15 protein-coding genes and 1 pseudogene are annotated in these 19,916 nt (G+C 59.8%); 8 read left to right on the plus strand and 8 right to left on the minus strand.

Going from position 1 to position 19,916, the window contains the following annotated elements; genetic code table 11:
* The first annotated feature begins 8 nt into the window (after positions 1-8).
* From AVO45_RS06735 to tnpC, 7 genes and pseudogenes are all read left to right on the plus strand, one after another.
* Complete coding sequence (locus tag AVO45_RS06735) at positions 9-3,464, plus strand: indolepyruvate ferredoxin oxidoreductase family protein (protein WP_082688699.1); 3,456 nt, start codon at positions 9-11, stop codon at positions 3,462-3,464.
* A gap of 14 nt (positions 3,465-3,478) precedes the next feature.
* On the plus strand, positions 3,479-5,350 hold the full coding sequence (gene ilvD, locus AVO45_RS06740) for a dihydroxy-acid dehydratase (protein ID WP_068345247.1): 1,872 nt from the start codon (positions 3,479-3,481) through the stop codon (positions 5,348-5,350).
* A 12-nt stretch (positions 5,351-5,362) separates the two neighbouring features.
* Positions 5,363-6,337 carry a 2-hydroxyacid dehydrogenase gene (locus AVO45_RS06745; RefSeq protein ID WP_068345275.1) on the plus strand — a complete coding sequence of 325 codons (975 nt, stop codon included), beginning with the start codon at positions 5,363-5,365 and terminating at the stop codon, positions 6,335-6,337.
* Between the two features lies 1 nt (position 6,338).
* Entirely contained in the window at positions 6,339-7,505 is a 1,167-nt protein-coding gene (locus tag AVO45_RS06750; protein WP_240482090.1) for an L-lactate dehydrogenase, read from the plus strand.
* A 566-nt stretch (positions 7,506-8,071) separates the two neighbouring features.
* Positions 8,072-8,485 carry an IS66-like element accessory protein TnpA gene (tnpA, locus tag AVO45_RS06755; protein WP_240482091.1) on the plus strand — a complete coding sequence of 138 codons (414 nt, stop codon included), beginning with the start codon at positions 8,072-8,074 and terminating at the stop codon, positions 8,483-8,485.
* Positions 8,482-8,817, plus strand: coding sequence for an IS66 family insertion sequence element accessory protein TnpB (gene tnpB / locus AVO45_RS06760; RefSeq protein ID WP_068345251.1), 336 nt, complete (start codon positions 8,482-8,484; stop codon positions 8,815-8,817). The genes tnpA and tnpB overlap by 4 nt, the downstream gene beginning before the upstream one ends.
* Positions 8,804-9,414: pseudogene (gene tnpC / locus AVO45_RS20115) on the plus strand (IS66 family transposase); the annotation flags it as partial. The gene tnpB and the pseudogene tnpC, both read left to right, overlap by 14 nt.
* Before the next feature lie 232 nt (positions 9,415-9,646).
* On the opposite strand, the gene AVO45_RS06775 reads toward tnpC, so the two are convergent.
* From AVO45_RS06775 to AVO45_RS06810, 8 genes are all read right to left on the minus strand, one after another.
* Positions 9,647-10,363, minus strand: coding sequence for an ABC transporter ATP-binding protein (locus AVO45_RS06775; protein WP_068345254.1), 717 nt, complete (start codon positions 10,361-10,363; stop codon positions 9,647-9,649).
* Entirely contained in the window at positions 10,360-12,141 is a 1,782-nt protein-coding gene (locus AVO45_RS06780; RefSeq protein ID WP_068345255.1) for a branched-chain amino acid ABC transporter ATP-binding protein/permease, read from the minus strand. Before AVO45_RS06780 ends, AVO45_RS06775 begins: the two co-directional genes overlap by 4 nt.
* Positions 12,141-13,175 carry a branched-chain amino acid ABC transporter permease gene (locus AVO45_RS06785; protein WP_205627862.1) on the minus strand — a complete coding sequence of 345 codons (1,035 nt, stop codon included), beginning with the start codon at positions 13,173-13,175 and terminating at the stop codon, positions 12,141-12,143. Before AVO45_RS06785 ends, AVO45_RS06780 begins: the two co-directional genes overlap by 1 nt.
* A gap of 61 nt (positions 13,176-13,236) precedes the next feature.
* Complete coding sequence (locus AVO45_RS06790) at positions 13,237-14,406, minus strand: ABC transporter substrate-binding protein (protein WP_068345281.1); 1,170 nt, start codon at positions 14,404-14,406, stop codon at positions 13,237-13,239.
* Positions 14,407-14,438: 32 nt separating this feature from the next.
* Complete coding sequence (locus tag AVO45_RS06795) at positions 14,439-15,188, minus strand: SRPBCC family protein (protein WP_068345257.1); 750 nt, start codon at positions 15,186-15,188, stop codon at positions 14,439-14,441.
* Positions 15,178-15,654, minus strand: a complete 477-nt coding sequence (locus AVO45_RS06800; protein WP_068345282.1) for a (2Fe-2S)-binding protein — start codon at positions 15,652-15,654, stop codon at positions 15,178-15,180. Before AVO45_RS06800 ends, AVO45_RS06795 begins: the two co-directional genes overlap by 11 nt.
* On the minus strand, positions 15,654-16,529 hold the full coding sequence (locus tag AVO45_RS06805) for an FAD binding domain-containing protein (RefSeq protein ID WP_068345268.1): 876 nt from the start codon (positions 16,527-16,529) through the stop codon (positions 15,654-15,656). The genes AVO45_RS06800 and AVO45_RS06805 overlap by 1 nt, the downstream gene beginning before the upstream one ends.
* Complete coding sequence (locus tag AVO45_RS06810) at positions 16,522-18,804, minus strand: xanthine dehydrogenase family protein molybdopterin-binding subunit (protein WP_068345269.1); 2,283 nt, start codon at positions 18,802-18,804, stop codon at positions 16,522-16,524. Before AVO45_RS06810 ends, AVO45_RS06805 begins: the two co-directional genes overlap by 8 nt.
* Before the next feature lie 219 nt (positions 18,805-19,023).
* On the opposite strand from AVO45_RS06810, the gene AVO45_RS06815 reads away from it, so the two are divergent.
* Positions 19,024-19,539 (plus strand): MarR family winged helix-turn-helix transcriptional regulator, encoded by a 516-nt coding sequence (locus AVO45_RS06815; protein ID WP_068345283.1) that lies wholly within the window; start codon positions 19,024-19,026, stop codon positions 19,537-19,539.
* The last annotated feature ends 377 nt before the right edge of the window (positions 19,540-19,916 follow it).

The raw sequence follows: 19,916 nt of genomic DNA on the forward strand, positions 1-19,916 counted from the left end.
ATTTGACGATGACCCAGCACATACCCACCAAGCGCCTCGAGATGACGCTCGAGGACCGCCTGACACAGGAAGAGGGCTGGGTCTACATGACAGGGATGCAGGCGCTGGTGCGCCTGCCGATCCAGCAGCGCAAGCGCGATGCGGCGGCAGGGCTGAACACCGGCGGCTATATCTCGGGTTATCGCGGCTCGCCTGTTGGCACCTACGACATGTCGCTCTGGCAGGCCAAAGCGGTGCTCGATCAGCACAATATCGTTTTTCAGCCGGGCCTGAACGAAGACCTCGCGGCAACGGCAACCTGGGGGAGCCAGATGGTCGGCCTGTTCCCCGGTGCCAAGGTCGAGGGCGTGTTTTCAATCTGGTATGGCAAGGCGCCTGGCCTTGACCGGTCGATGGACCCGATCCGTCACGCCAACCTTGCCGGAACCAATCCCAAGGGCGGTACGCTTTTGTTGGTGGGGGACGATCACGGGGCCAAGTCCTCGACCCTGGCCTGTTATTCGGACCTGAACTTCGCCTCGCTTGGCATGCCTCTTCTGGCACCTGCCAATGCCCAGGACGTACTTGATTTCGGCCTGCATGGCATCGCACTCAGCCGGTTCTCGTCGACGCTCGTGGGCATGAAACTGGTTACGGATGTGGTCGAGGGTGGCGGTTCGGTTCACGTGGCCCCCAACAGCCCCGCGATAGTTGTTCCCGAAGAAAACCCAGCCGAAACTGCGATCAAGCCGTTTACACCGGTCCTCGAGCAGGAACGGCTGCTTTGGGATGTGAAGCTGAAGAAGGTGCTGACCTATGCCCGCGCCAATGATCTGAACCAGACCAGCGGAGCCGAGGACGCCCGAATTGGCATCATCGCAGCGGGAAAGTCCTGGCAGGATCTGAACCAGTCGCTGGCGAACCTGGGCTATCGCGACGGCAAGATCGGCAACATGCCCGTGCGCCTGATGAAGGTGGGTATGGTCTGGCCGCTGGACGATTCCGCGATCCGCACATTTGTATCCGGTCTCGATACCGTGATCGTGGTCGAGGAAAAACGTCCGCTTCTGGAAGACCAGATCCGGGCGATCCTTTATGGCTCGGACCTGTCGCCGCGCATCGTCGGCAAGACGTTCTCGGGTCAGGCCTATGCTTCGGACGCAGGCGAATGCGCGTTTCCGGGCTTTGGCGAGATTGACCCGAACACGATTTCGCGGGTGTTGGTGCGTGTGGCCAACGAGGTGGATGCCGATTGCGGTCTCGCGCTGCCCAACCAACCCGCCAAACCGCCGACTCTGGGCGCGGGTGCGATCCGGCTTCCGTCCTTTTGCGCCGGTTGCCCGCATGGCCGCTCGACGCAAGTCGTGGACGGCAGCCGTGCGCTTGCCGGGATCGGGTGTCACACCATGGCGATGCTGCGCGACCCGATAAAGACCAACTCGGTCAGCCATATGGGCGGAGAGGGCGTGATGTGGCTGGGTCAGTTCCCGTTCACCGACGAAAGTCACGTCTTTGCCAACATGGGCGACGGCACATACTTCCATTCGGGTCTCATGGCGATCCGGGCCGCGGTCGCATCGGGTGCGACCATGACCTACAAGCTGTTGCATAACGGTTTTGTCTCAATGACCGGCGGTCAGCCGCATGACGGTGAGATCAGCCCCGAGCAAATGATCGCGCAGGTCAAGGCTGAGGGCGTGGAGCGCGTTGCGCTGGTCGCGGACGAGCCAGAGAAATACACCGGCAAGTCCTTTGGCACCGGCGTCACCGTGCATCCGCGCGACGAGCTTGAGATCGTGCAGAAAGAACTGCGCGCCCAAAAAGGCGTGACCGTTCTGATCTATGACCAGCCCTGCGCCACCGAGCGCCGCCGCCTGCGCAAGCGTGGCAAATGGGCAGACCCGGACAAGCGCGCCTATATCAACCCCGAGGTCTGCGAAGGCTGTGGCGATTGCTCGACCGTGTCCGCATGCATGGCGATCGAACCGCTGGAAACCGATCTGGGGCGAAAGCGCCAGATCAACCAGTCGTCCTGCAACAAGGATTTCTCCTGTGTCGAAGGCTTTTGCCCCTCCTTTGTCACCGTGTCCGGTGCACAGCCGCGCAAGGCGCGAGTGTCCGGTGCCACCATCGACGCCAGTCACCTGTCTGCACCCTCGCCGCGCGCCATTGACGGTTCGTGGTCAATCCTGGTGTCGGGTATCGGTGGTGCCGGTGTGGTGACCGTGGGCCAGACGCTGGCCGTGGCTGCCCATGCTGACGGGTATTTCTCATCGAACCTCGACATCACGGGTCTCGCGCAGAAATACGGCGCGGTCCACAGTCATATCAAGTTTGCAGTCAGCCCCGACCAGATGCGCGCCACCCGGATTGCCGCCGGAGAGGCGGACGCGCTGATCGGCTGCGACCTCGTGGTGGCCGCCGGGGACGAGGCCTTGTCGAAACTCACTCCTGGAAAATCGGTGGCCGTGACCGATACCACCGTGGTGCCGACCTCTGAATTCTCGAAGAACCCCGACTGGCAGCTCAATGGTCAAGAACAGCTTGAGCGCCTGACCCGGGTTCTGGGCGACGCCGCGCATGGCATGAACGCCCAGCACCTGGCCGAAAAGGTATTGGGCGACCGGGTCTTTGCCAACATGCTATTGATGGGGGCATCGTGGCAGCAGGGCGGTATTCCGCTTTCGTTGGACGCGATCCACCGCGCCATCGATTTGAACGGCGTTGCGGCAGAGAAGAACAAGCAGGCCTTCGACCTGGGGCGGATCGCCTTGGCTGAACCGCAAACTGCCGCCGCCTTGGCGGGCGACGACGCGCCGATCATTCTGGAAACTCGGCGCGTTCAGACGCTGGACGAGGTGATCGCCCATCGCAGCGCCCTTTTGGTCGAATACAAGAACGCCGCCTTTGCCAAGCGCTACACGGACACCGTGGCGCGGTTGAAAGATGCTGGTCTGGATGAGGCCGCTCAGATGGCCGTGGCCAAGGGGCTATACAAGCTGATGGCGGTCAAGGACGAGTGGGAAGTGGCCCGCCTCTATTCGAAACCCTCGTTCGCGAAGGGGCTTGAAGAGACGTTCGAGGGGGATTTCGAACTGACCTTCTATTTCGGCGCCTGGCCATTTGGCGGGGTCGACAAAAAGACCGGCAAGCACGTCAAGGGCGCGGTCAAAGGCAGGAAGGCCCTGCGTTTCTTCCGCTGGATGAACCGTCTCCACTTCCTGCGCGGCACGGCCCTCGACCCTTTCCGCAACAATGCCGAGGCCAAACTCGCCCGCAAGCTCTTGGCCGACTACGAGGCCGACATCGACTTTGCCATCAATCAGGTCGCCTCGGCCAAGACCGACGCCATCGCCACGCTTCTCGATCTGCCCGAACAGATCCGCGGCTATGGCCACGTGCGTGCGCGCCACGCGGAAGCCGTCGAAAAGAAACGTTTCGGACTGCGCGCTGACATCCAGGCAGCGTCTGCCAACGCCGCCTGAACTGGAGACGAACAATGAAACTGAGATCCGACAAGGTCACCGTTGGCCACATGAACACGGGCGCCCGCGCGTTGTGGCGCGCCACCGGTACCATGCCCGAAGAGTTCGGCCGCCCGATCATAGGCATTGCCAACTCGTTCACCGAGATGGTGCCGGGCCATGTGCATCTGCAGGTGCTGGGGCGTCTGGTTGCCCGCGAAATACGCGCCGCTGGCGGTGTTCCCAAGGAATTCAACACCATCGCGGTGGATGACGGGATTGCCATGGGGCACGAGGGAATGATGTATTCCCTGCCCAGCCGAGAGATCATCGCGGATGCGGTGGAATACATGGCCAATGCCCATGCCATCGACGCGCTGATCTGTCTGTCGAATTGCGACAAGATCACGCCCGCCATGCTGATGGCCGCGAACCGGCTGAATATCCCGACGATCTTTGTCTCGGGTGGCCCGATGGAGTCGGGCAAGTTCGATTATCGTGGCAAACACATGAAGATCGACGCCATCGATACGATCTATGTGGCCGGTGCGCCTGATGCCACTCCCGAGGAAATCTCGGCCGTCGAGGAAAGCGCTTGTCCGACCTGCGGCTCCTGTGCGCTGATGGGCACCGCGAACTCGATGAACTGCCTGACCGAGGCGTTGGGTATTGCGCTGCCTGGCAACGGCACCATCGTCGCCACCCACACCGACCGCGAAGATCTGTTCCGAAAGGCCGCACGCCGGATCGTGGACATGGCGCACACCTATTACCGCGATGGCGACGACAGCGTCCTGCCGCGTTCGATCTGTTCGCGCGAGGGTCTGGAAAACGCCGTGCGGATGACCATGGCCATTGGTGGGTCAACGAACACGATCCTGCACCTTCTGGCCGTGGCGCAAGAATCGGGGGTCGACTTTACCATAGATGATTTCGACCGGATCAGCCGCGAAACGCCCTGCCTGTGCAAGGTCTCTCCGTCCGCGCACGAGGTTTTTATCGAGGACATGCACCGTGCCGGTGGTGTCATGGCGGTGGCCAACGAACTGCTCAAGGCAGGGCTCTACAATCGCAACGTTCCAACCGTGCTGGGCAAACCGGTGGCAGAGTACTGCGCCGACTGGGACATCACCAACCACGCCAACGAACAGGCGCGCAAACTGTTCTCGGCTGGTCCCGGCGGTATCCGCTCGATCCGCGCCTTCTCGCAGTCAAGCCGCTTCAAGTCGCTGGATACCGACCGCAAGAACGGTGTGATCCGCGATGCCGAACACGCGTTTTCCCGTGATGGTGGGTTGGCCGTTCTGCGCGGCAACCTGGCGCCTGACAGCTGCGTGGTGAAATCGGCAGGCGTGCCGGATGTGCTCTGGAAATTCCGAGGCACCGCGATTGTCAGTGAAAGCATGGAGGAGGCTCTGGAGAAGATCCAGAACGGGACAGTTCAGGCCGGCCATGTGGTTGTCATTCGTTACGAGGGACCGCGCGGCGGTCCGGGCATGCGCGAGATGCTGACGCCGACAGGCCTGCTCAAGGCGCGGGGTCTGGGCGACAAGGCAGCGCTTATCACCGATGGGCGTTTTTCGGGCGCGACATCGGGCTTGTCGGTCGGGCACGTCTCACCCGAAGCGGCTTCGGGTGGCGTGATCGGGTTGGTGAAGGACGGCGACCCAATCGAGTTCGACATCCCCAATCGTCGTGTGCGCCTGGACGTGAGTGACGAGGAACTGGCCCGCCGCCGTGTCGAGATGAATTCACGTGGAGACAAGGCATGGCGCCCGACGACCCGTCAACGCAACGTATCCACGTCGCTGCGCGTCTACGGGCTGATGGCCAGTTCCGCCGACAAGGGCGGCGCGCGGGACACCGACCGTCTTGCCCGTCTCGAACAGCTGTCCGCCGAAGGATGATTGGAGATTGACATGGAGCATATCGTAGCTCTTTCCCGCCCTTTGCCCTTGCCAGAGGTTCCGTTGGGTGAGGACACGCTGAAATTCCAACCAGTCACAACCACCGCCGAGGTGCCGGACGGCACCCGCGTCTACGGCTCAACCGCGCTGGACCCGGTAGACCGCGCCGCCATTTCAGCTCTGCCTGACAGTGTAAAACTGATCGCCAATATCGGTGTCGGCTTTGACAATATCGACCTCACTGCGGCAGCCGCACGAGGTATCGCGGTCTCGAACACACCAACCGTGACCGAGGATACAGCCGATCTCGCCTTTGCGTTGATCCTCGCCGCCTGCCGCCGGGTCGGAGAGGGCGAACGCTTTGTGCGTTCTGGTCAGTGGATCAGCTCCCAAGCTGCACCGCCTTTGGGCGTGCGGGTGCATGGCCAGACGCTGGGCCTTGTTGGGTTCGGCGCCATTTCCCGCGCCGTGGCGCAGCGGGCAAAGGGGTTCGGGATGGAAATCCTCTATACCGACCTGCGGCAGATGCCTGAGGTGGATCAGGAGCTGGATGCACGCTATGTCGAGAACTTGCACGACTTGCTGGCACAATCCGACATCGTATCGATCCATACCGTGCTGACCCCCCAGACCCGTAACCTGATCGACGCCACGGCGCTGGCCGCAATGCGACGGGGTAGCGTTCTGGTCAACGCAGCGCGAGGTGGCATCGTGGATGAGGTCGCCCTGTGCAACGCATTGGATAGCGGCCATCTGGCCGCCGCCGCGCTGGATGTCTTTGACGGCGAGCCAAATGTGCGTGCCGAGCTTCTCGCCTTGGAGAACGTGGTCCTGACACCGCATATCGGCAGTGCCACTGCTGCCTGCCGAGCCGATATGGTTCACTGCTTTGTTGCGAATGTGACGACCTTCCTGACCGATGGTCAACCGCTGAACCCGGTACCGCTCCCGGAGCCGTTGTCGCAACCTGACACGAAAGGGTTCTGACATGCCAACCATGAACCTTGTCCCAGTCACCAGCGACGATTACCGGCTGATCGCCGAACGCAAATTGCCCCGCGCCCTGTTCGATTACATTGATGGCGGCGCCTATGGGGAGGTTACCCTGCGCCGGAACGTCAGTGACTTTCAGCGCTTCTCGCCGCGCCAAAGCGTCATGCGAGACGTCTCTGGTGTCGACACCAAGACCACGCTCGTCGGGGCCGAAGCGAACCTTCCCGTCGCGTTGGCGCCTGTGGGAATGTGCGGCATGTTTGCCCGCCGCGCCGAGGCGCAAGCAAAGCGTGCCGCCGACCGGGCCGGGATTCCATTCGCACTGTCGACGGTGTCGATCTGCTCTCTGGAAGAAGTGGCGACGGTGTCCGACATACCGTTCTGGTTCCAACTTTACATGCTGCGGGACCGGAGCGTTGTGCGGGAAATGCTCGGGCGGGCCTGGAGCGTCGGTGTCCGCACGCTGGTCTTTACCGTCGACCTCGCCGTGGTCGGAGAACGCTATCGCGATACGCGCAACGGCATTGCCGGCGGCGCTGGCGCATGGGGCCGGTTCCGGTCTGGTTTGCTCTCGTATTTGAGCCACCCGCGCTGGCTTGTGGATGTCGGCATCAAGGGCAAGCCGCACCTGTTTGGCAATCTCGCCGAATACGTTCCCGCGGCCACCAGCCTACCGGAGTATCGGGAATGGGTAGAAAGCCAGTTTGACCCGTCAGTGACCTGGAAAGACATTGAATGGCTGCGCGGGATCTGGAACGGCAAGCTGATCATCAAGGGCGTTCTAACCCCAGAGGACGCCGAAAGCGCGGTTCAATCCGGGGCGGATGCGGTGGTTGTCTCCAACCACGGCGGTCGCCAGTTGGATGGCGTTTCATCCAGCATTGCCGCACTGCCTGCAATTGCCGAGCATCTGGAGGGACGCGCTGAGATCATGATGGATGGCGGCGTGCGCAGTGGACTGGACGTTTTCCGCGCCCACGCACTCGGAGCCAGCGGCGTTATGATAGGTCGCCCCTGGGCTTACGCGGTAGCGGCAAGGGGCGAGACTGGAGTTCTCAGTCTGATGGAAGCCTTCAGGCGCGAAATGGTCGTGGCCATGGCGTTGTCAGGAGCGACTAGCGTTGAAGGCATCACGCCGGACAACATTCAGTGCGAAGTTTAGGCTGCAATGGTCTTGCTAGGGTGATGCCGATTGAGGCTGGCAGGGTGGAGTATTGTCAACGCGATAATGTTGCGCAACTTAGGTTGTTTCGTGGGTTTCGGTCAGCCGACTTGCGGACATTGGTTCAGTTCCACGTCGGAGTCGTCGCCGTCCTTGCGAGCTCAAGGTTTCAAGTGTTTTGCCAGTTGGGTTTGATCAACATCACCGGCCCACGCCCGCCTGAAAGCTTTTGACCCGGTCGGCTGGCTTTTACTTCTTAGCTTCCAATTCCGTGGGATTTTCCGTCACCCAAAGTCGACATCTGATTTGCCCCGCCGCGTCGCGAGGATTTGTCTGGATGGGTTTGTCTGAGGGGGTTTGGTGGTAGCGGAGGAGGGACTTGAACCCCCGACACGCGGATTATGATTATCCCACAATTGGCTAGATCTAGATGGCAGTTTGCCATTAGCGTTGTAGCTACGCAAATGCCCCTCACACTAATTCGGCTTTCAACGTATCCGGTGCTTTAACCCCACCTTCCTGATGGCCGCTTGATCTGCGATTCCGTTTCCACGTGTAGATTTGGAATGGAGACGGCTTTGGTAGGACATATTGAGCACCATATGGAGGACATTGGCCGACTGGAGGTCATTGTCGGCCCGTCTGGCAAGCGGCGCTGGAGCAATGCTCACAAGGGGCGCGTTGTTGCCGAGACGCTGTTTCCGGGTGTGACCGTGAACGAGGTGGCTGAGCGGCACGAGCTGCGCCCCAACCATCTGTCGGCGTGGCGGCGCCTGGCCAAGGAGGGTAAATTGGTGGTGCCGGAATTGGCGGGAGTTGAATTTGCTCCTGTGGTGATCGAACCGGAAGCGGCGAAACCGGTGACTGCATCCGTTCAAGCTGTCGAGATTTCGCACGGGGCGACCATGGTGCGGCTGGATGCCGAGGCCCCACCGGGCCGGATCGCAGAAATTGTTCAAGCCTTGAATGGGGTCTCATGATCTTCCCGTCGAACCGGGTGCGGATCGTGGTGGCGACCAATCCGGTGGACTTCCGGAAAGGCCATGACGGGCTGGCGGCGCTGGTGAAGAACGAGTTGCGCGAGGAGCCGTTCACAGGGACAGTGTTTGTGTTCCGCTCCAAGCGGGCTGACAGGTTGAAGCTGCTCTATTGGGACGGCACCGGGCTGGTGATGACCTACAAGCGGCTGGAGGAAACCACCTTCACCTGGCCTGCGATCAGGGACGGGCTGATGTCGCTCAATCACGCTCAATTCGAGGCGCTGTTTGCCGGGCTCGACTGGCGGAAAGTGAAGGCCTTACGCGGGTTATAACCGCCTGCTCAAGCGTCAGGGAAATACGATCCGATTGGCCTATTGCTGGGCACACGCCCGGCGCAAACTCTTCGAGGTCGCCAAATCCGGCAAAGCAACTCCGATTGCTGACGATGGCCTGATCCAGATCCAGGCTCTCTACCGCATCGAAAAGGACATCAGGGCCAATGTCCGGAGGATCGAAAATCGGCACGCTAGAAGCGCTCAAAACCGCTGATCGGTCAAATGGAGAACTGGCTCAAGGAAAGCCGCGCCCGCGTCTCCGCCAAATCCCCCATCGGTGAGGCCCTGAACTACATCTCCAAATACTGGGCAGGTCTGACCAAGTTCCTCGACGATGGCCGCGTGGAACTGGACTCAAACTCCGTCGAGCGGACAATCCGACCAATAGCTCTGAACAGGAAGAATGCACTGTTTGCCGGGCATGACGCCGGTGCCCAGAATTGGGCAATCCTCGCGTCCATGATTGAAACCTGCAAGATGAACGCCGTCGACCCTCATGCCTGGCTCACACAGACGCTGACCGCCGTCGCGCAAGGGCACAAACAGTCGGAAATCGAAAGCCTCTTGCCATGGAACTATTCCCCCAACGTGTGATCGGCGCACCGCTTACCTTTCAACTCAACACGCTCCCTGCTCCACATCGCGGTGTGCCTTCGTGGAGGCCGCCCTTGCATTTTGGGTTGGGAACAAATGAGGAATTCTCATCTGATGAAAGACGAGTCCGCACATTGAAACTACAGTTCTAGAGTTGCTCTGTTCTAGGTGGCCCAATTCAAAGCAGATGCCTGCGCAACTTGTGCATATGCAGCAATTTGATAACATCGCATCATACGCCGCCGAGATAGCTGGCGAAGATCCTCTCTTCGGATATCAGCTCTGCGGACGGTCCGTGTAACGCGACTTCGCCAGTTTCTAGCACATAGCCATAGTCGGAGACATTGAGCGCTGCAAGCGCGTTCTGTTCAACCAACAGGACCGAAACGCCATCCTGCCGCAAGTCATGCACGATACGCAGGATCTCTTCGACAATAAGTGGTGCGAGGCCGAGGCTCGGTTCGTCCAGCATCAGTACTCGTGGTTTCGACATCAATGCACGACCTAGCGCAAGCATCTGCCGCTCGCCCCCCGACAGTGTGTCCGCCCGCTGGCGACGGCGTTCGGCCAGCCGCGGGAAGCGTTCGTAGACATGGTCGCGTCTGGCGAGCAGCTCCGAACGCGTGGGTCGCTTCGAATACGCGCCTAGGAGTAAGTTGTCTGAAACGCTCATCTCGCCGAAGAGCTCCCGACTTTCGGGAACGAGGCAGAGGCCGCGGGCTACACGCGCCTCCACCCCGAGCCCGCCGATAGGTTCGCCATCGAACAAAATTGTCCCGCGCGAGGGCAGAAGGCCTATGCAGGCAGAAAGCAAAGTCGTCTTGCCAGCTCCGTTCGGACCGATCACCGATACGATCTGACCCTTTTCGAGCTCCAGCGAAACACCGAGAACGGCCTCGACCTGGCCATAACCTACGTGGAGGTCCTTGATTTCCAGCAATGCAGTCATGCCGCTTCTCCCAGATAGGCCGCCCGTACTCCGCAGTCGGCGCGGGCGGCGGCGGGGTCTCCCTCAAAGAGCCGGGTGCCGAAGTTCATTACTACGAGACGATCGACGAGATTCATAACAAACTCCATGTCATGTTCCACGATAAGGATCGTTACACCCTCCTCCCGCAATCGCGCTAGCAGATCCGACAGCGCTCGTTTCTCGGCTTTTCGCAGACCGGCGGCAGGTTCGTCGAGAATCAGCAACATCGGATCGGAGGCCAGTGAGCGTGCGATCTCGACCATGCGCTGAAGCCCCAGTGGCAAGCTACCGGCGTTGTCGAGTTCCCGCTGGCTAAGACCGATGCGGGAAATTTGGTGGCGCGCTTCGGCGAAGATCGACGCCTCCTCCGTTGAGTCGAGGTTCAACCCCCCGCGCAGAAACCCCGAACTCGCGCGCGCATGGGCACCAAGTGCCACGTTTTCCAGCACGCTCATCTGCGGCCGAAGCTTCACGTGCTGAAATGTCCGGGCAATGCCCATGAGTGCGATCTCCTTCTGGGATTTCCCGGAGATTTCTGTGCCGAGAAATTCGATCCGCCCGCCACTTAGCGGCAGCGTACCAGTGAGCAGGTTGAACATGGTGGACTTGCCGGCGCCGTTGGGGCCGATCAGTCCCACGATCTCACCTGCTGAAATGTCGAAGCTGACCTCGTTAACCGCGACCAGTCCGCGAAACCGCTTCACAACGCCCTCAACCTTTAGCAGCGGTGCACCCTTCGCGGGCAAGTCGCGGCGCTTAAGCGAGCTTGCCGTCTCGGCCCAACCTACTTTGTTGCGCACCGGTTTGCGTTCTAACCAGGGTGACAGCACCTTCAGCAAGCCGCCGCGCGCATGATGCAGCAGCAAAATGAAAAGGATCGAGAACACCACCGACTGGATCTGGGCGGCGTAGTCAGAGAAAATCGGCAGGACGTCCTGCAAAACGCTGCGCAGCGCGATCACGACGGTCGCACCGGCAAAGGCGCCCGCGAGGTCCGCAATGCCCCCTACCACCATCATAAAGACGTACTCGATACTTGCGTGCAGCGAAAAGGGCGCGGGACTGACAAAACGGTTAACGTGAGCGTAGAGCCATCCAGCGATCGCAGCGATCATGGCAGATAGAACAAAGAGCTTCAGCCGCGCGAGGAAGATATCCGCACCAAAGCTTGCCAGCAAAACCTTGCCGCCTCGAACTGCACGGAGAACCCGACCGGTACGTGAATCTAGCAGGTTATAGCAGAAAATCGCCACGAGGCCGACGAGCGCCCAGATCACATAGAAGGCTGCCACAGGGCTCAGCAGCTCCCAGCCTCCGATCTGAAGCGGTGCGATATCGATGATACCGGAATGGCGACCGAGCGCAGCGATGTTTCCGAAGAGCAGAGGAACTGAAAGTCCCCAAGCGATAGTACTAAGCGGCAGGTAATGTCCACCCAAACGCAGAGTCAGCGCGCCGATAATCAGCGCCGATGTCGCCGTGAAACCGACGGCGAAGAATAGTCCCAACCAAGGCGAGAAACCGAGCGATGTGTTGAGCCAGGCGGATGCATAGGCAGCGATACCAACGAAGGCAGCTTGGCCGAACGAAATGACGCCACCAATTCCCGACAGCAAAACGAGGCCCAGCACAACAAGTGTTGCCATGCCGATATCGTTAAAGAGGGAGACCGTGAAGCGTCCGAACACGTGCGGAGCCAGTATCAGGCCAACGACTGTAAACGCAGCTATGAATCGTAGGGAAAGCTCTCGCTTCATTAGACTTCCTCCTCAGCATCGTCTTCGGCGTGGGTCGAGAAATGTGACCGGACGAGAAGCGCGGGAATTAGCAAGGAAAAGACGATGACATCCTTCATTGCGCCGTTCCAGAACGAGGCGAAGCTTTCCAGCAGCCCAACTGCCAGCGAGCCAAGCGCGGTCAATGGATAGCTGCTCAGCCCACCGATAATGGCGCCGACGAAGGCTTTGAGCCCGATTGCAAGACCGGAGTCGTAATACATCGTCGTGGCGGGTGCGATCAGGATGCCGACAAAACCGGCAAGCAGCGAGGCGAGGCAGAACGTCACAGTGGCGGTTGCCGCTGGGCGTATGCCCACGAGCTGCGCACCGACCCGGTTCAGTGCTGTGGCCCGCAATGCCTTACCGATCATTGTGCGCTCAAAGGCGACGAAGAACAGTGCCGCAAGCACCAGTGACGCTCCGATCATAAGCAGGATCTGGTAGCTCGCAGTGATTCCGGGCAGGACTTCAATTGCGCCGCGCAGGAAGGGTTGGGTTCGGAAGCCCTCAGGACCGAAGAATAGCAAGCCCAAGCCTGACAGGAGGAAATGCATGACTAGAGCTGCAATCAGGAGAACCAGCACCGAAGCATCGGCAATCGGATGGAAGACAAGCCGTGCCATCAGCGGAGTGATCGGAACCACGAGTGCCAGCGCAAGGAGAACGGTTAGGTACGTGGGAAGGTCGCCTCCGGCCAGCAGCATGGCCGGAAGACAAGGTAGGAGCGGAAGGAGCCCCCAATTCAGCACCGTGCGCGGGATCGCGGCATGCGTGCCCTGACGAATCAAACGAACGATCTCGACCAGTACCGTCAGTGCAGCGAGCGTCGCGACAAGCGCTATCGTGGGCGGAATGCGTCCTGTTTCAAGATACGCTAGCGTCAGCGCCCCGAAGACCGCAATGTCTCCGAAAGGCACGAAGATCACGCGCGTTACCGAAAAGACAAGAACCAGACCCAGACCGGCCAGCAGGTAGATCGAGGCAGCACCCAGGCCATCGACAGTGAGGATCATGGCTATATCCCAAGACATGACGGCTCCTTCCATTGTTCGAGGTTTCAAAGAATGCCGCGGGTTACTCCCGCAACATCCACTTCCCGTCTTGCAATTCGACCATAACAACCGATCGAGTGTCGGCACCGTAGGGCGAACCCTCGGTGAAGTTCAGCACCCCGTGGGTCACCGGCAGTTCATTGGTCGCGAAGATCGCGTCGCGTAGCGCGGTTCGGAAATCGGGAGTGCCGGGCTCGATGTCAGCCGGGACCCGCTCGGCAGCATCGGCGATGATGCGCCAGACATCAAAGGCATAGGCCGAAAATGCATCGGGCTCGTCATCTTCGCCATAAACCGCCCGGTACGCATCCTTAAAGGTCTGCGCGACCGCCTTGCTGGGATGACTGTCCGGAAGCTGTTCGGCGACCACGATCGGTCCGGTCGGGGCGCGCAGTCCGTTGGCCGCGGGTCCGGCCACGCGAACGAAATCCGGATTGATGATGCCATGCGTTCCGTAGATGGCGCCGGTGAAACCACGATCACTGAGCGCGAGGTAAGGGAGCGCGCCGGGCGTCCCGGCGGTCCCGCCAATGACCGCTTCGGGTGCTCCGGACACGATCCTGAGTACCTGCCCGGTCACGGAAGTGTCCGAACGAGCATAGCGTTCGTCGGAAATGATCTCCATTCCGTTCTTTTCTGCCGCTGCATTTAACATGCCAAAGGCTAGATCGCCCCAGCTGTCGGAAAACCCGATATACCCGACGCTCTTGATCCCGGCATTGGCCATGTCGTCGACCACAGCATTCAGCATTAGATCGGCAGGTTGCGCGGTCGTCACTGCCCACTCCGCATCCTTACCGGACAGAAAGAGCGGCGTGTAGGAGATGTAGGGAACCTGGGCCTCGCGGCTGAGCGACGCCAGAGCCATTGCTCCGGGAACGCCACTTGTGCCGACAAGCACGTCGACATTGTCGGACTCGATCAGCTTGCGTCCGTTGCGGATCGATTGGGAAGGGTCAGAAGCGTCGTCGAGCTGGATCACCTCGATATTGTGGCCGCCCGCGGTCGGAAAGGCGTGCTGGCCGGCGGCGATGCCTTTGGCCGTCGGAATTCCCTGTGAGGCGATTGGACCGGAAAGGGCAGTGATGAATCCGACCTTAATGGTCTCGGCTGAAAGTGCCGTAGCTGAGATTGCGCCGCCGAGCGCTACCGTGCTGGCGAGAAGCAGGCGTCTGGTAATACTATGGGTCATGTTGGTGTCTCCCTGGTTTGCAGTCATTTCTGTCATTGCGCGGATTGCTGCCGCGCCAGTTGTTGGTCGAGCCAGTCAAGGCAGGTTTGGGTCTGGGACGCCGGGCAATGCAGCACGATCACAGCATCGCCTTGGCGAAACTCCAAATGCGTCTCATTCTCCCCGCCTGACCATTTCCGACGCAGCCGGCCCAAGATTCCTCGGGATTCTGTGTCCGGCTCACTCGGCGGCCTGGAGGCGGTTGCAGCGCCGTCCGTTGCGGATTGGACATCGATCTTGCCGACCTTTTCTGGAGGTTGCTTCGCATCACTTGGTGATGGTGCCTCGACTGTCTTCTCTCCGGCTAGTACTGCGGCGAGTTCCGTGCAGAACTGCTTCCACATTGACTTGGCTTTTGTGCGCATTGGGTTGAGGCCTAGTGTTCCTAGGCGGCCGAAGATCGTGGTTTTGGTCGTGACGCGAAGCTCCGTCTGGCCATGATCGATTTTGTTCAGCGTCATCTCAGCTACGCTTTCAACTGCGCTGCCCACGGAATTGTCTTCGCCTTTGGCCTCGCAGCGCAGGCGTTTTGGTGGCTCAGTCTCGGTGATATGGGTGTAGATATCGAATTTCGCGTTGATGAAGGCGATTTTCACCTTGATCGTTGCGCGGTATTCCGTATCGCTGAGAACCTCGACCGACTGCATGCCTGGGACGCATGCCGCCATGAGGTGCGGGTTCAACAAGACTTCCCAAAGCTGTTCCGGCGTCGTGTCGAAAGTATGGGTCAGTTCAAGTTCCATGCATCTTCTCCGAAGCGTCGAGGATTGCGTCGACAATTCCCTGATAGCCGGTGCAACGGCATAGGTTGCCTGACAAGTTTTTGCGGATCGTTGCCACGTCAGGGCGCGATGTTCGCGCTAAAAGGTCGCTGGCGGCCATCAGGAAACCTGGCGTGCAGTAGCCGCACTGCAGCCCACCGCACTCCATAAAACTTTTCTGCAAGGGGCTCGGTGCGCCGTCGCAAGCCAGCCCTTCGACCGTGGTCAGACTGCAGCCATTCATCTGGATGGCAAGGCTGAGGCATGATTTGACCACGTCGCCGTCCACAAGAACGGAGCAGGCGCCGCAGACGCCTGTCTCGCAACCGCGTTTTGTACCGGTCAGCGCGAGATCGTCGCGCAGGAAATCTGACAAGAGGCGGTTCGGACGCACGTCTGCTTCGACGGCCTCACCGTTGATTTCGAGCGAGATGCGATTCTTGGCCATCATTCGGTCTCCTTCCAGTCGAGGTTTGCGGCTTCCGCCACCAGCCGCCGCGTCAGCGCCCGAACCACCTGACGGCGGAACCCTTCGTCGCCGCGCCCATCTGAAATCGGGAACATTTCCTCGGCAGCGCGATCAGCCGCCTCGGCGGCCACTTCTGCCGTGACAGACCTGCCCGAAAGGTAATCCTGCACGCCGTCGAGCAGTTGCGGCGCGGGCGTTGCGGCGCCGACGATCAGGCGGACATCCTCGAACGCACCACCCCGGTTGCGCACGGCAAGCGCGAGGTTGGCGACAGGCCGATGTTCGGCTGGGGTCCGCAGATGCCGACGGTAGAACGTGGTGACCTCCTGATCGGGCGGCGGCAGTCGTATCTGGGTCAGGATCTCGCCCGGCTCCATGGCGACGGTAAAATAGTCGACGTTGAATTCGTCCATTGGGATCCGGCGAGCGCCGTGTTGACCCTTGATGGTCAGTTCAGCGCCCAAGGCAAGCAAACAGGCAGGCGGATCAGTCGACGGGTCTGCATAGCACAGATTGCCACCAATGGTGGCTTGGTTCCGAACCTGTGGATTTGCCAATCCACCCGCCATTTCTGCGACCACCGGGTAATGCTGGCGTACGATTTTGGACCGGGCAATGTCATTGTGTCGGGCCATGGCGCCAATTAGTAGCCCCTCCTTAGGGTCGAACCGGATTGCGCGCATCTCTTCAAGCTGGCCGAGCGACACGAGAACCCCCGGGGCCATCATCCGCTGCCGTAACGCCAGAATAAGCGCGGTTCCGCCTGCGAAAACACACGCCTCCTCCCCATGATCGGCGAGCATCGCGGTCGCTTCGGATACCGTGCGCGGTTCGAGATAGTGAAAGTCACGCATCGCGCTTCTCCTTCTGTGCTGCTATAGCGGCGAGGATCTTCTCGGGTGTGATCGGCAGATCGGTGATCCGCACACCGATAGCGTCGAACACTGCATTGGCGATGGCCGGCGCGCCGGGCAGAATCGCAGTTTCGCTTGCACCCTTGGCGCCCAACGGGCCGTTCGGGTCCATCGACTCCACGATTGAGCTGTGCATCTCCGGCACCGAGTCGGCGGTTGGCATAGTGTAGTCGGCGAGATTGCCGTTCATCAGCCGACCCTCTTCGAACTGAAGCTCTTCGCAAAGCGTCCATCCGATAGCCTGTACAGCTGCACCATTGGATTGGCCGTGGACAGCCAGAGGATTGATCGCCTTGCCGCAGTCGTCTGAAAGCCAGCTCTCGATCAGTCGCACTTGCCCAGTTTCGGTATCCACCTCGACCTCCACAGCCTGAGCGGCAAAGGAATAGGCTGGCGCGATGTTTCCGTAGTGGTCCCCATCCATCATCACCGTGTCTGGATCATGGGTCGCCTTGATATGAATTCCTTCTCCACCATGCCGGAAAATGTGATAACGGCAGATATCGGGCAGCTTTGCGAAATGGTTGGCATTGCTCGTCGACTGCACCACTCCATCTTCGATGGTTAGGTCGATGGCGTCGCAACCCAACTTTTCAGCGGCCGCGGCGAGGATTGTCTCTCGCGCTTCTCGAGCTGCCTTAATCATGGCTTTCCCGGCGTTGATCGTCACACGCGACGCGATGGAGCCCAGGCAGTAAGGCGTGAAGTCGGTATCGGGTGTCTGCACGCTGACATGCGACAGAGGCACGCCAAGTTCGTGGGCGCAGATCTGGCTCAGCATCGTGTTGGAGCCTTGACCCACATCCGCTTCCGACGTGAGGACTACTACTCGACCGTCTTCGTTAACTTTTAACACAATGGTGGAGCCGTCCCAATTCCCCATGGTGCGGTTCCCGCTCACATGCATCGCGGCTGCCATCCCGATGCCCCGTCGTAGCACTCCGCGCTGTTTTGGCCGGGAGCGTTTCTCCGTCCAGCCGATGGCGCCTTCGATCTGGTTCAAGCATTCCGGCAGACCACAACTGCCGATCTTCCAACCGTGGATGCTCAGGTCGCCAGTTCGTATCGCGTTCTGCCTGTGCAACTCGATTGGGTCGATCCCGGCTAAATCCGCCATTGCTGTAAGGTGACTGTTGAGCGCGAATGCCATCTGCGTCCCGCCAAACCCGCGAAAGGCGCCGCGCGGCATTGTGTGTGTGTAGACCAATTGCGCGTGCGACCGCGTGTGCTCCAGCCGCTGCATGTTATCGCTGCGCATCGCGGTCACCAGCATAACTTCGGGGGCTAGGCCGGCATAGGCACCACAGTCAGCTCGGATGCTTACGTCCTTGGCCGTAATTCTGCCGTCGCGGGTCATCCCCATTTTGAGGCGGATTTTCATTGGCACACTGAACGCGCCCGAAAGCATGTCGTCGATGCGGCTGAGACACAGCCTTACAGGACGATCTGTTGCGGCGGCCAGAAATCCGGCGATGACGCTGCTACGCTCTTCGATGATCTTGCCGCCGAAACCGCCGCCCACCGTCGGCTGGACCACCCGCACTGTGGAAACCGGACGATCCAGCGCCTCTGCGAGCCGTTGGCGGGCTAGGAACACCGATTGGGTCGCGGTCCATACTGTCAGCTTGCCACTGCCATCGGTCGTCGCGAGCGTAGCCATCGGCTCCATGTAACCGGGATATTGCGAATGAGTGGTGTAGGTCTCTTCGTGCACGATGTCGGCCTCGGCAAAAGCGGAGTCGACGTCTCCACGCACGATCCCGATTTCGTCGGCCAGATTGCCGCCGGGGTGCACCTTTACTGCGTTCGGCTCCAATGCTTGCGAAGGATCGATCAGAGCCGGCAGCGGTTCGTACTCGACGCGGATCAGGTCTAGTGCCTCTTCGGCAGTATCTTCGTCTATGGCGACAACCGCCGCAATTTCTTCGCCTACGAACCGAACGACCTCCCGCGCAAGGACATGCTGTTGTTTGTGCTTCACTCCCCAAGCGCGTTGCGGAACGTCGTCCCCGGTGAAAACGGCTCGGACGCCTGGTAGCGCAATTGCGCGCGACACATCGACGTTAAGGATCCGTGCATGGGCGTGCGGGCTGCGCAAAAGCTTGGCGTGTAGCATTCCCGCGATTTTGAGGTCGCCAGCATATGTCGCGCGACCCAACGCTTTTTCTTGCGACGTCACCTGGGGGGTCGGGAGTCCGGGGGCGAATGCGTTCATCGGCGTTCCTTTGCCATTGCGTCCATCGGAAAGTCTCTAGTTCGCGACGGGGGTGATCAGGTTTTGTTGACTAATCAATATATATTTACGTTGACCATATTTTGTTGTTCTGTCAACATAAATGCTTGACCGCTGGGGAGGGCTGCAAGTGCTTGAAAAGAAAGGAAGCCAATGAGAACGTCGGTTTCTGCGGCAGTCGCGAAGGAAAGATTCGGGAACATGAATGATTCGGAGCATGACACGATTTGTCCGTGGTCGGATCTCCCGCGGGACGGGGCCGAATTGGAAGTCCACGACTTCATCACAACACAGCTCAGCGCACTGATGAGCCTACTGCGGCGGAAGGTGACACTGAGCTACGCCAACGAATTTGACCTGTCGGTGTCTGAATGGCGGGTCTTGTCACTGATCGCTCATGCCAACACTCTTCCTTTTGGAGAACTCGTCGCACAGTCGACCTCGGACAAAGCGCTGGTAAGTCGGACGATACGACTGCTGGAACAACGCGACTTGATCCAGATTCACCCCGAGAGTGAACATGCCAAGAAGAAGATTGCCTGCACAATACGACCAAACGGCCAAGTACTTCATGATAAGGTTATCGTGATTGCTAGAAAGAAGCAGGCGGATGTCCTGCGGGTGCTCAGTGAAAAGGAAAGAGTGTCGTTGTATCGGGCTGTGACAAAACTCAGGTCGTATCTTGAGGAATTCGAGGACGACGACAGCGAAAGTTGAGAATGATCCGTAGTCATCGCTGGCAGGCCGAGGCTCTAACGATCCTTACATCCGTGGCAATCCATGGTGATCTGCGTAGAAAGTTACCTCCACATGTTGTGGTGCCTGCGCAATGGGAAAGAGGCTTGTTGTTCTAAGCATTTCGATGATTTTCCATTCTCGCATAACCATGTGGCCGAGCATTCAAGAAGCAGCTGCATGTTCTCGACCGCGATGTCGTACCAAATACTGGCCTTCAGTTCGTAACACTCGAGCCATTCCCGGTTTGATTGAAGGCCTAGGGTCAGGACTCATTGTCTATCAAAGCCAGTAGATGACAAGAGCTGCGAGAGCTATGGCTGACAGGAAGACCTTTGGGCATCTGTCGTAACGGGTTG

Source organism: Ruegeria marisrubri, assembly GCF_001507595.1.
Lineage (GTDB): Bacteria > Pseudomonadota > Alphaproteobacteria > Rhodobacterales > Rhodobacteraceae > Ruegeria > Ruegeria marisrubri.

What these genes read in the sequence shown, in the direction of transcription:
- AVO45_RS06735 (WP_082688699.1), top strand. Translation starts at nt 9, where the DNA reads ATGACCCAGCACATACCCACCAAGCGCCTCGAGATGACGCTCGAGGAC.
- ilvD (WP_068345247.1), top strand. Translation starts at nt 3,479, where the DNA reads ATGAAACTGAGATCCGACAAGGTCACCGTTGGCCACATGAACACGGGC.
- AVO45_RS06745 (WP_068345275.1), top strand. Translation starts at nt 5,363, where the DNA reads ATGGAGCATATCGTAGCTCTTTCCCGCCCTTTGCCCTTGCCAGAGGTT.
- AVO45_RS06750 (WP_240482090.1), top strand. Translation starts at nt 6,339, where the DNA reads ATGCCAACCATGAACCTTGTCCCAGTCACCAGCGACGATTACCGGCTG.
- tnpA (WP_240482091.1), top strand. Translation starts at nt 8,072, where the DNA reads ATGGAGACGGCTTTGGTAGGACATATTGAGCACCATATGGAGGACATT.
- tnpB (WP_068345251.1), top strand. Translation starts at nt 8,482, where the DNA reads ATGATCTTCCCGTCGAACCGGGTGCGGATCGTGGTGGCGACCAATCCG.
- AVO45_RS06775 (WP_068345254.1), bottom strand. Translation starts at nt 10,363, where the DNA reads ATGACTGCATTGCTGGAAATCAAGGACCTCCACGTAGGTTATGGCCAG.
- AVO45_RS06780 (WP_068345255.1), bottom strand. Translation starts at nt 12,141, where the DNA reads ATGAAGCGAGAGCTTTCCCTACGATTCATAGCTGCGTTTACAGTCGTT.
- AVO45_RS06785 (WP_205627862.1), bottom strand. Translation starts at nt 13,175, where the DNA reads ATGATCCTCACTGTCGATGGCCTGGGTGCTGCCTCGATCTACCTGCTG.
- AVO45_RS06790 (WP_068345281.1), bottom strand. Translation starts at nt 14,406, where the DNA reads ATGACCCATAGTATTACCAGACGCCTGCTTCTCGCCAGCACGGTAGCG.
- AVO45_RS06795 (WP_068345257.1), bottom strand. Translation starts at nt 15,188, where the DNA reads ATGGAACTTGAACTGACCCATACTTTCGACACGACGCCGGAACAGCTT.
- AVO45_RS06800 (WP_068345282.1), bottom strand. Translation starts at nt 15,654, where the DNA reads ATGGCCAAGAATCGCATCTCGCTCGAAATCAACGGTGAGGCCGTCGAA.
- AVO45_RS06805 (WP_068345268.1), bottom strand. Translation starts at nt 16,529, where the DNA reads ATGCGTGACTTTCACTATCTCGAACCGCGCACGGTATCCGAAGCGACC.
- AVO45_RS06810 (WP_068345269.1), bottom strand. Translation starts at nt 18,804, where the DNA reads ATGAACGCATTCGCCCCCGGACTCCCGACCCCCCAGGTGACGTCGCAA.
- AVO45_RS06815 (WP_068345283.1), top strand. Translation starts at nt 19,024, where the DNA reads ATGAATGATTCGGAGCATGACACGATTTGTCCGTGGTCGGATCTCCCG.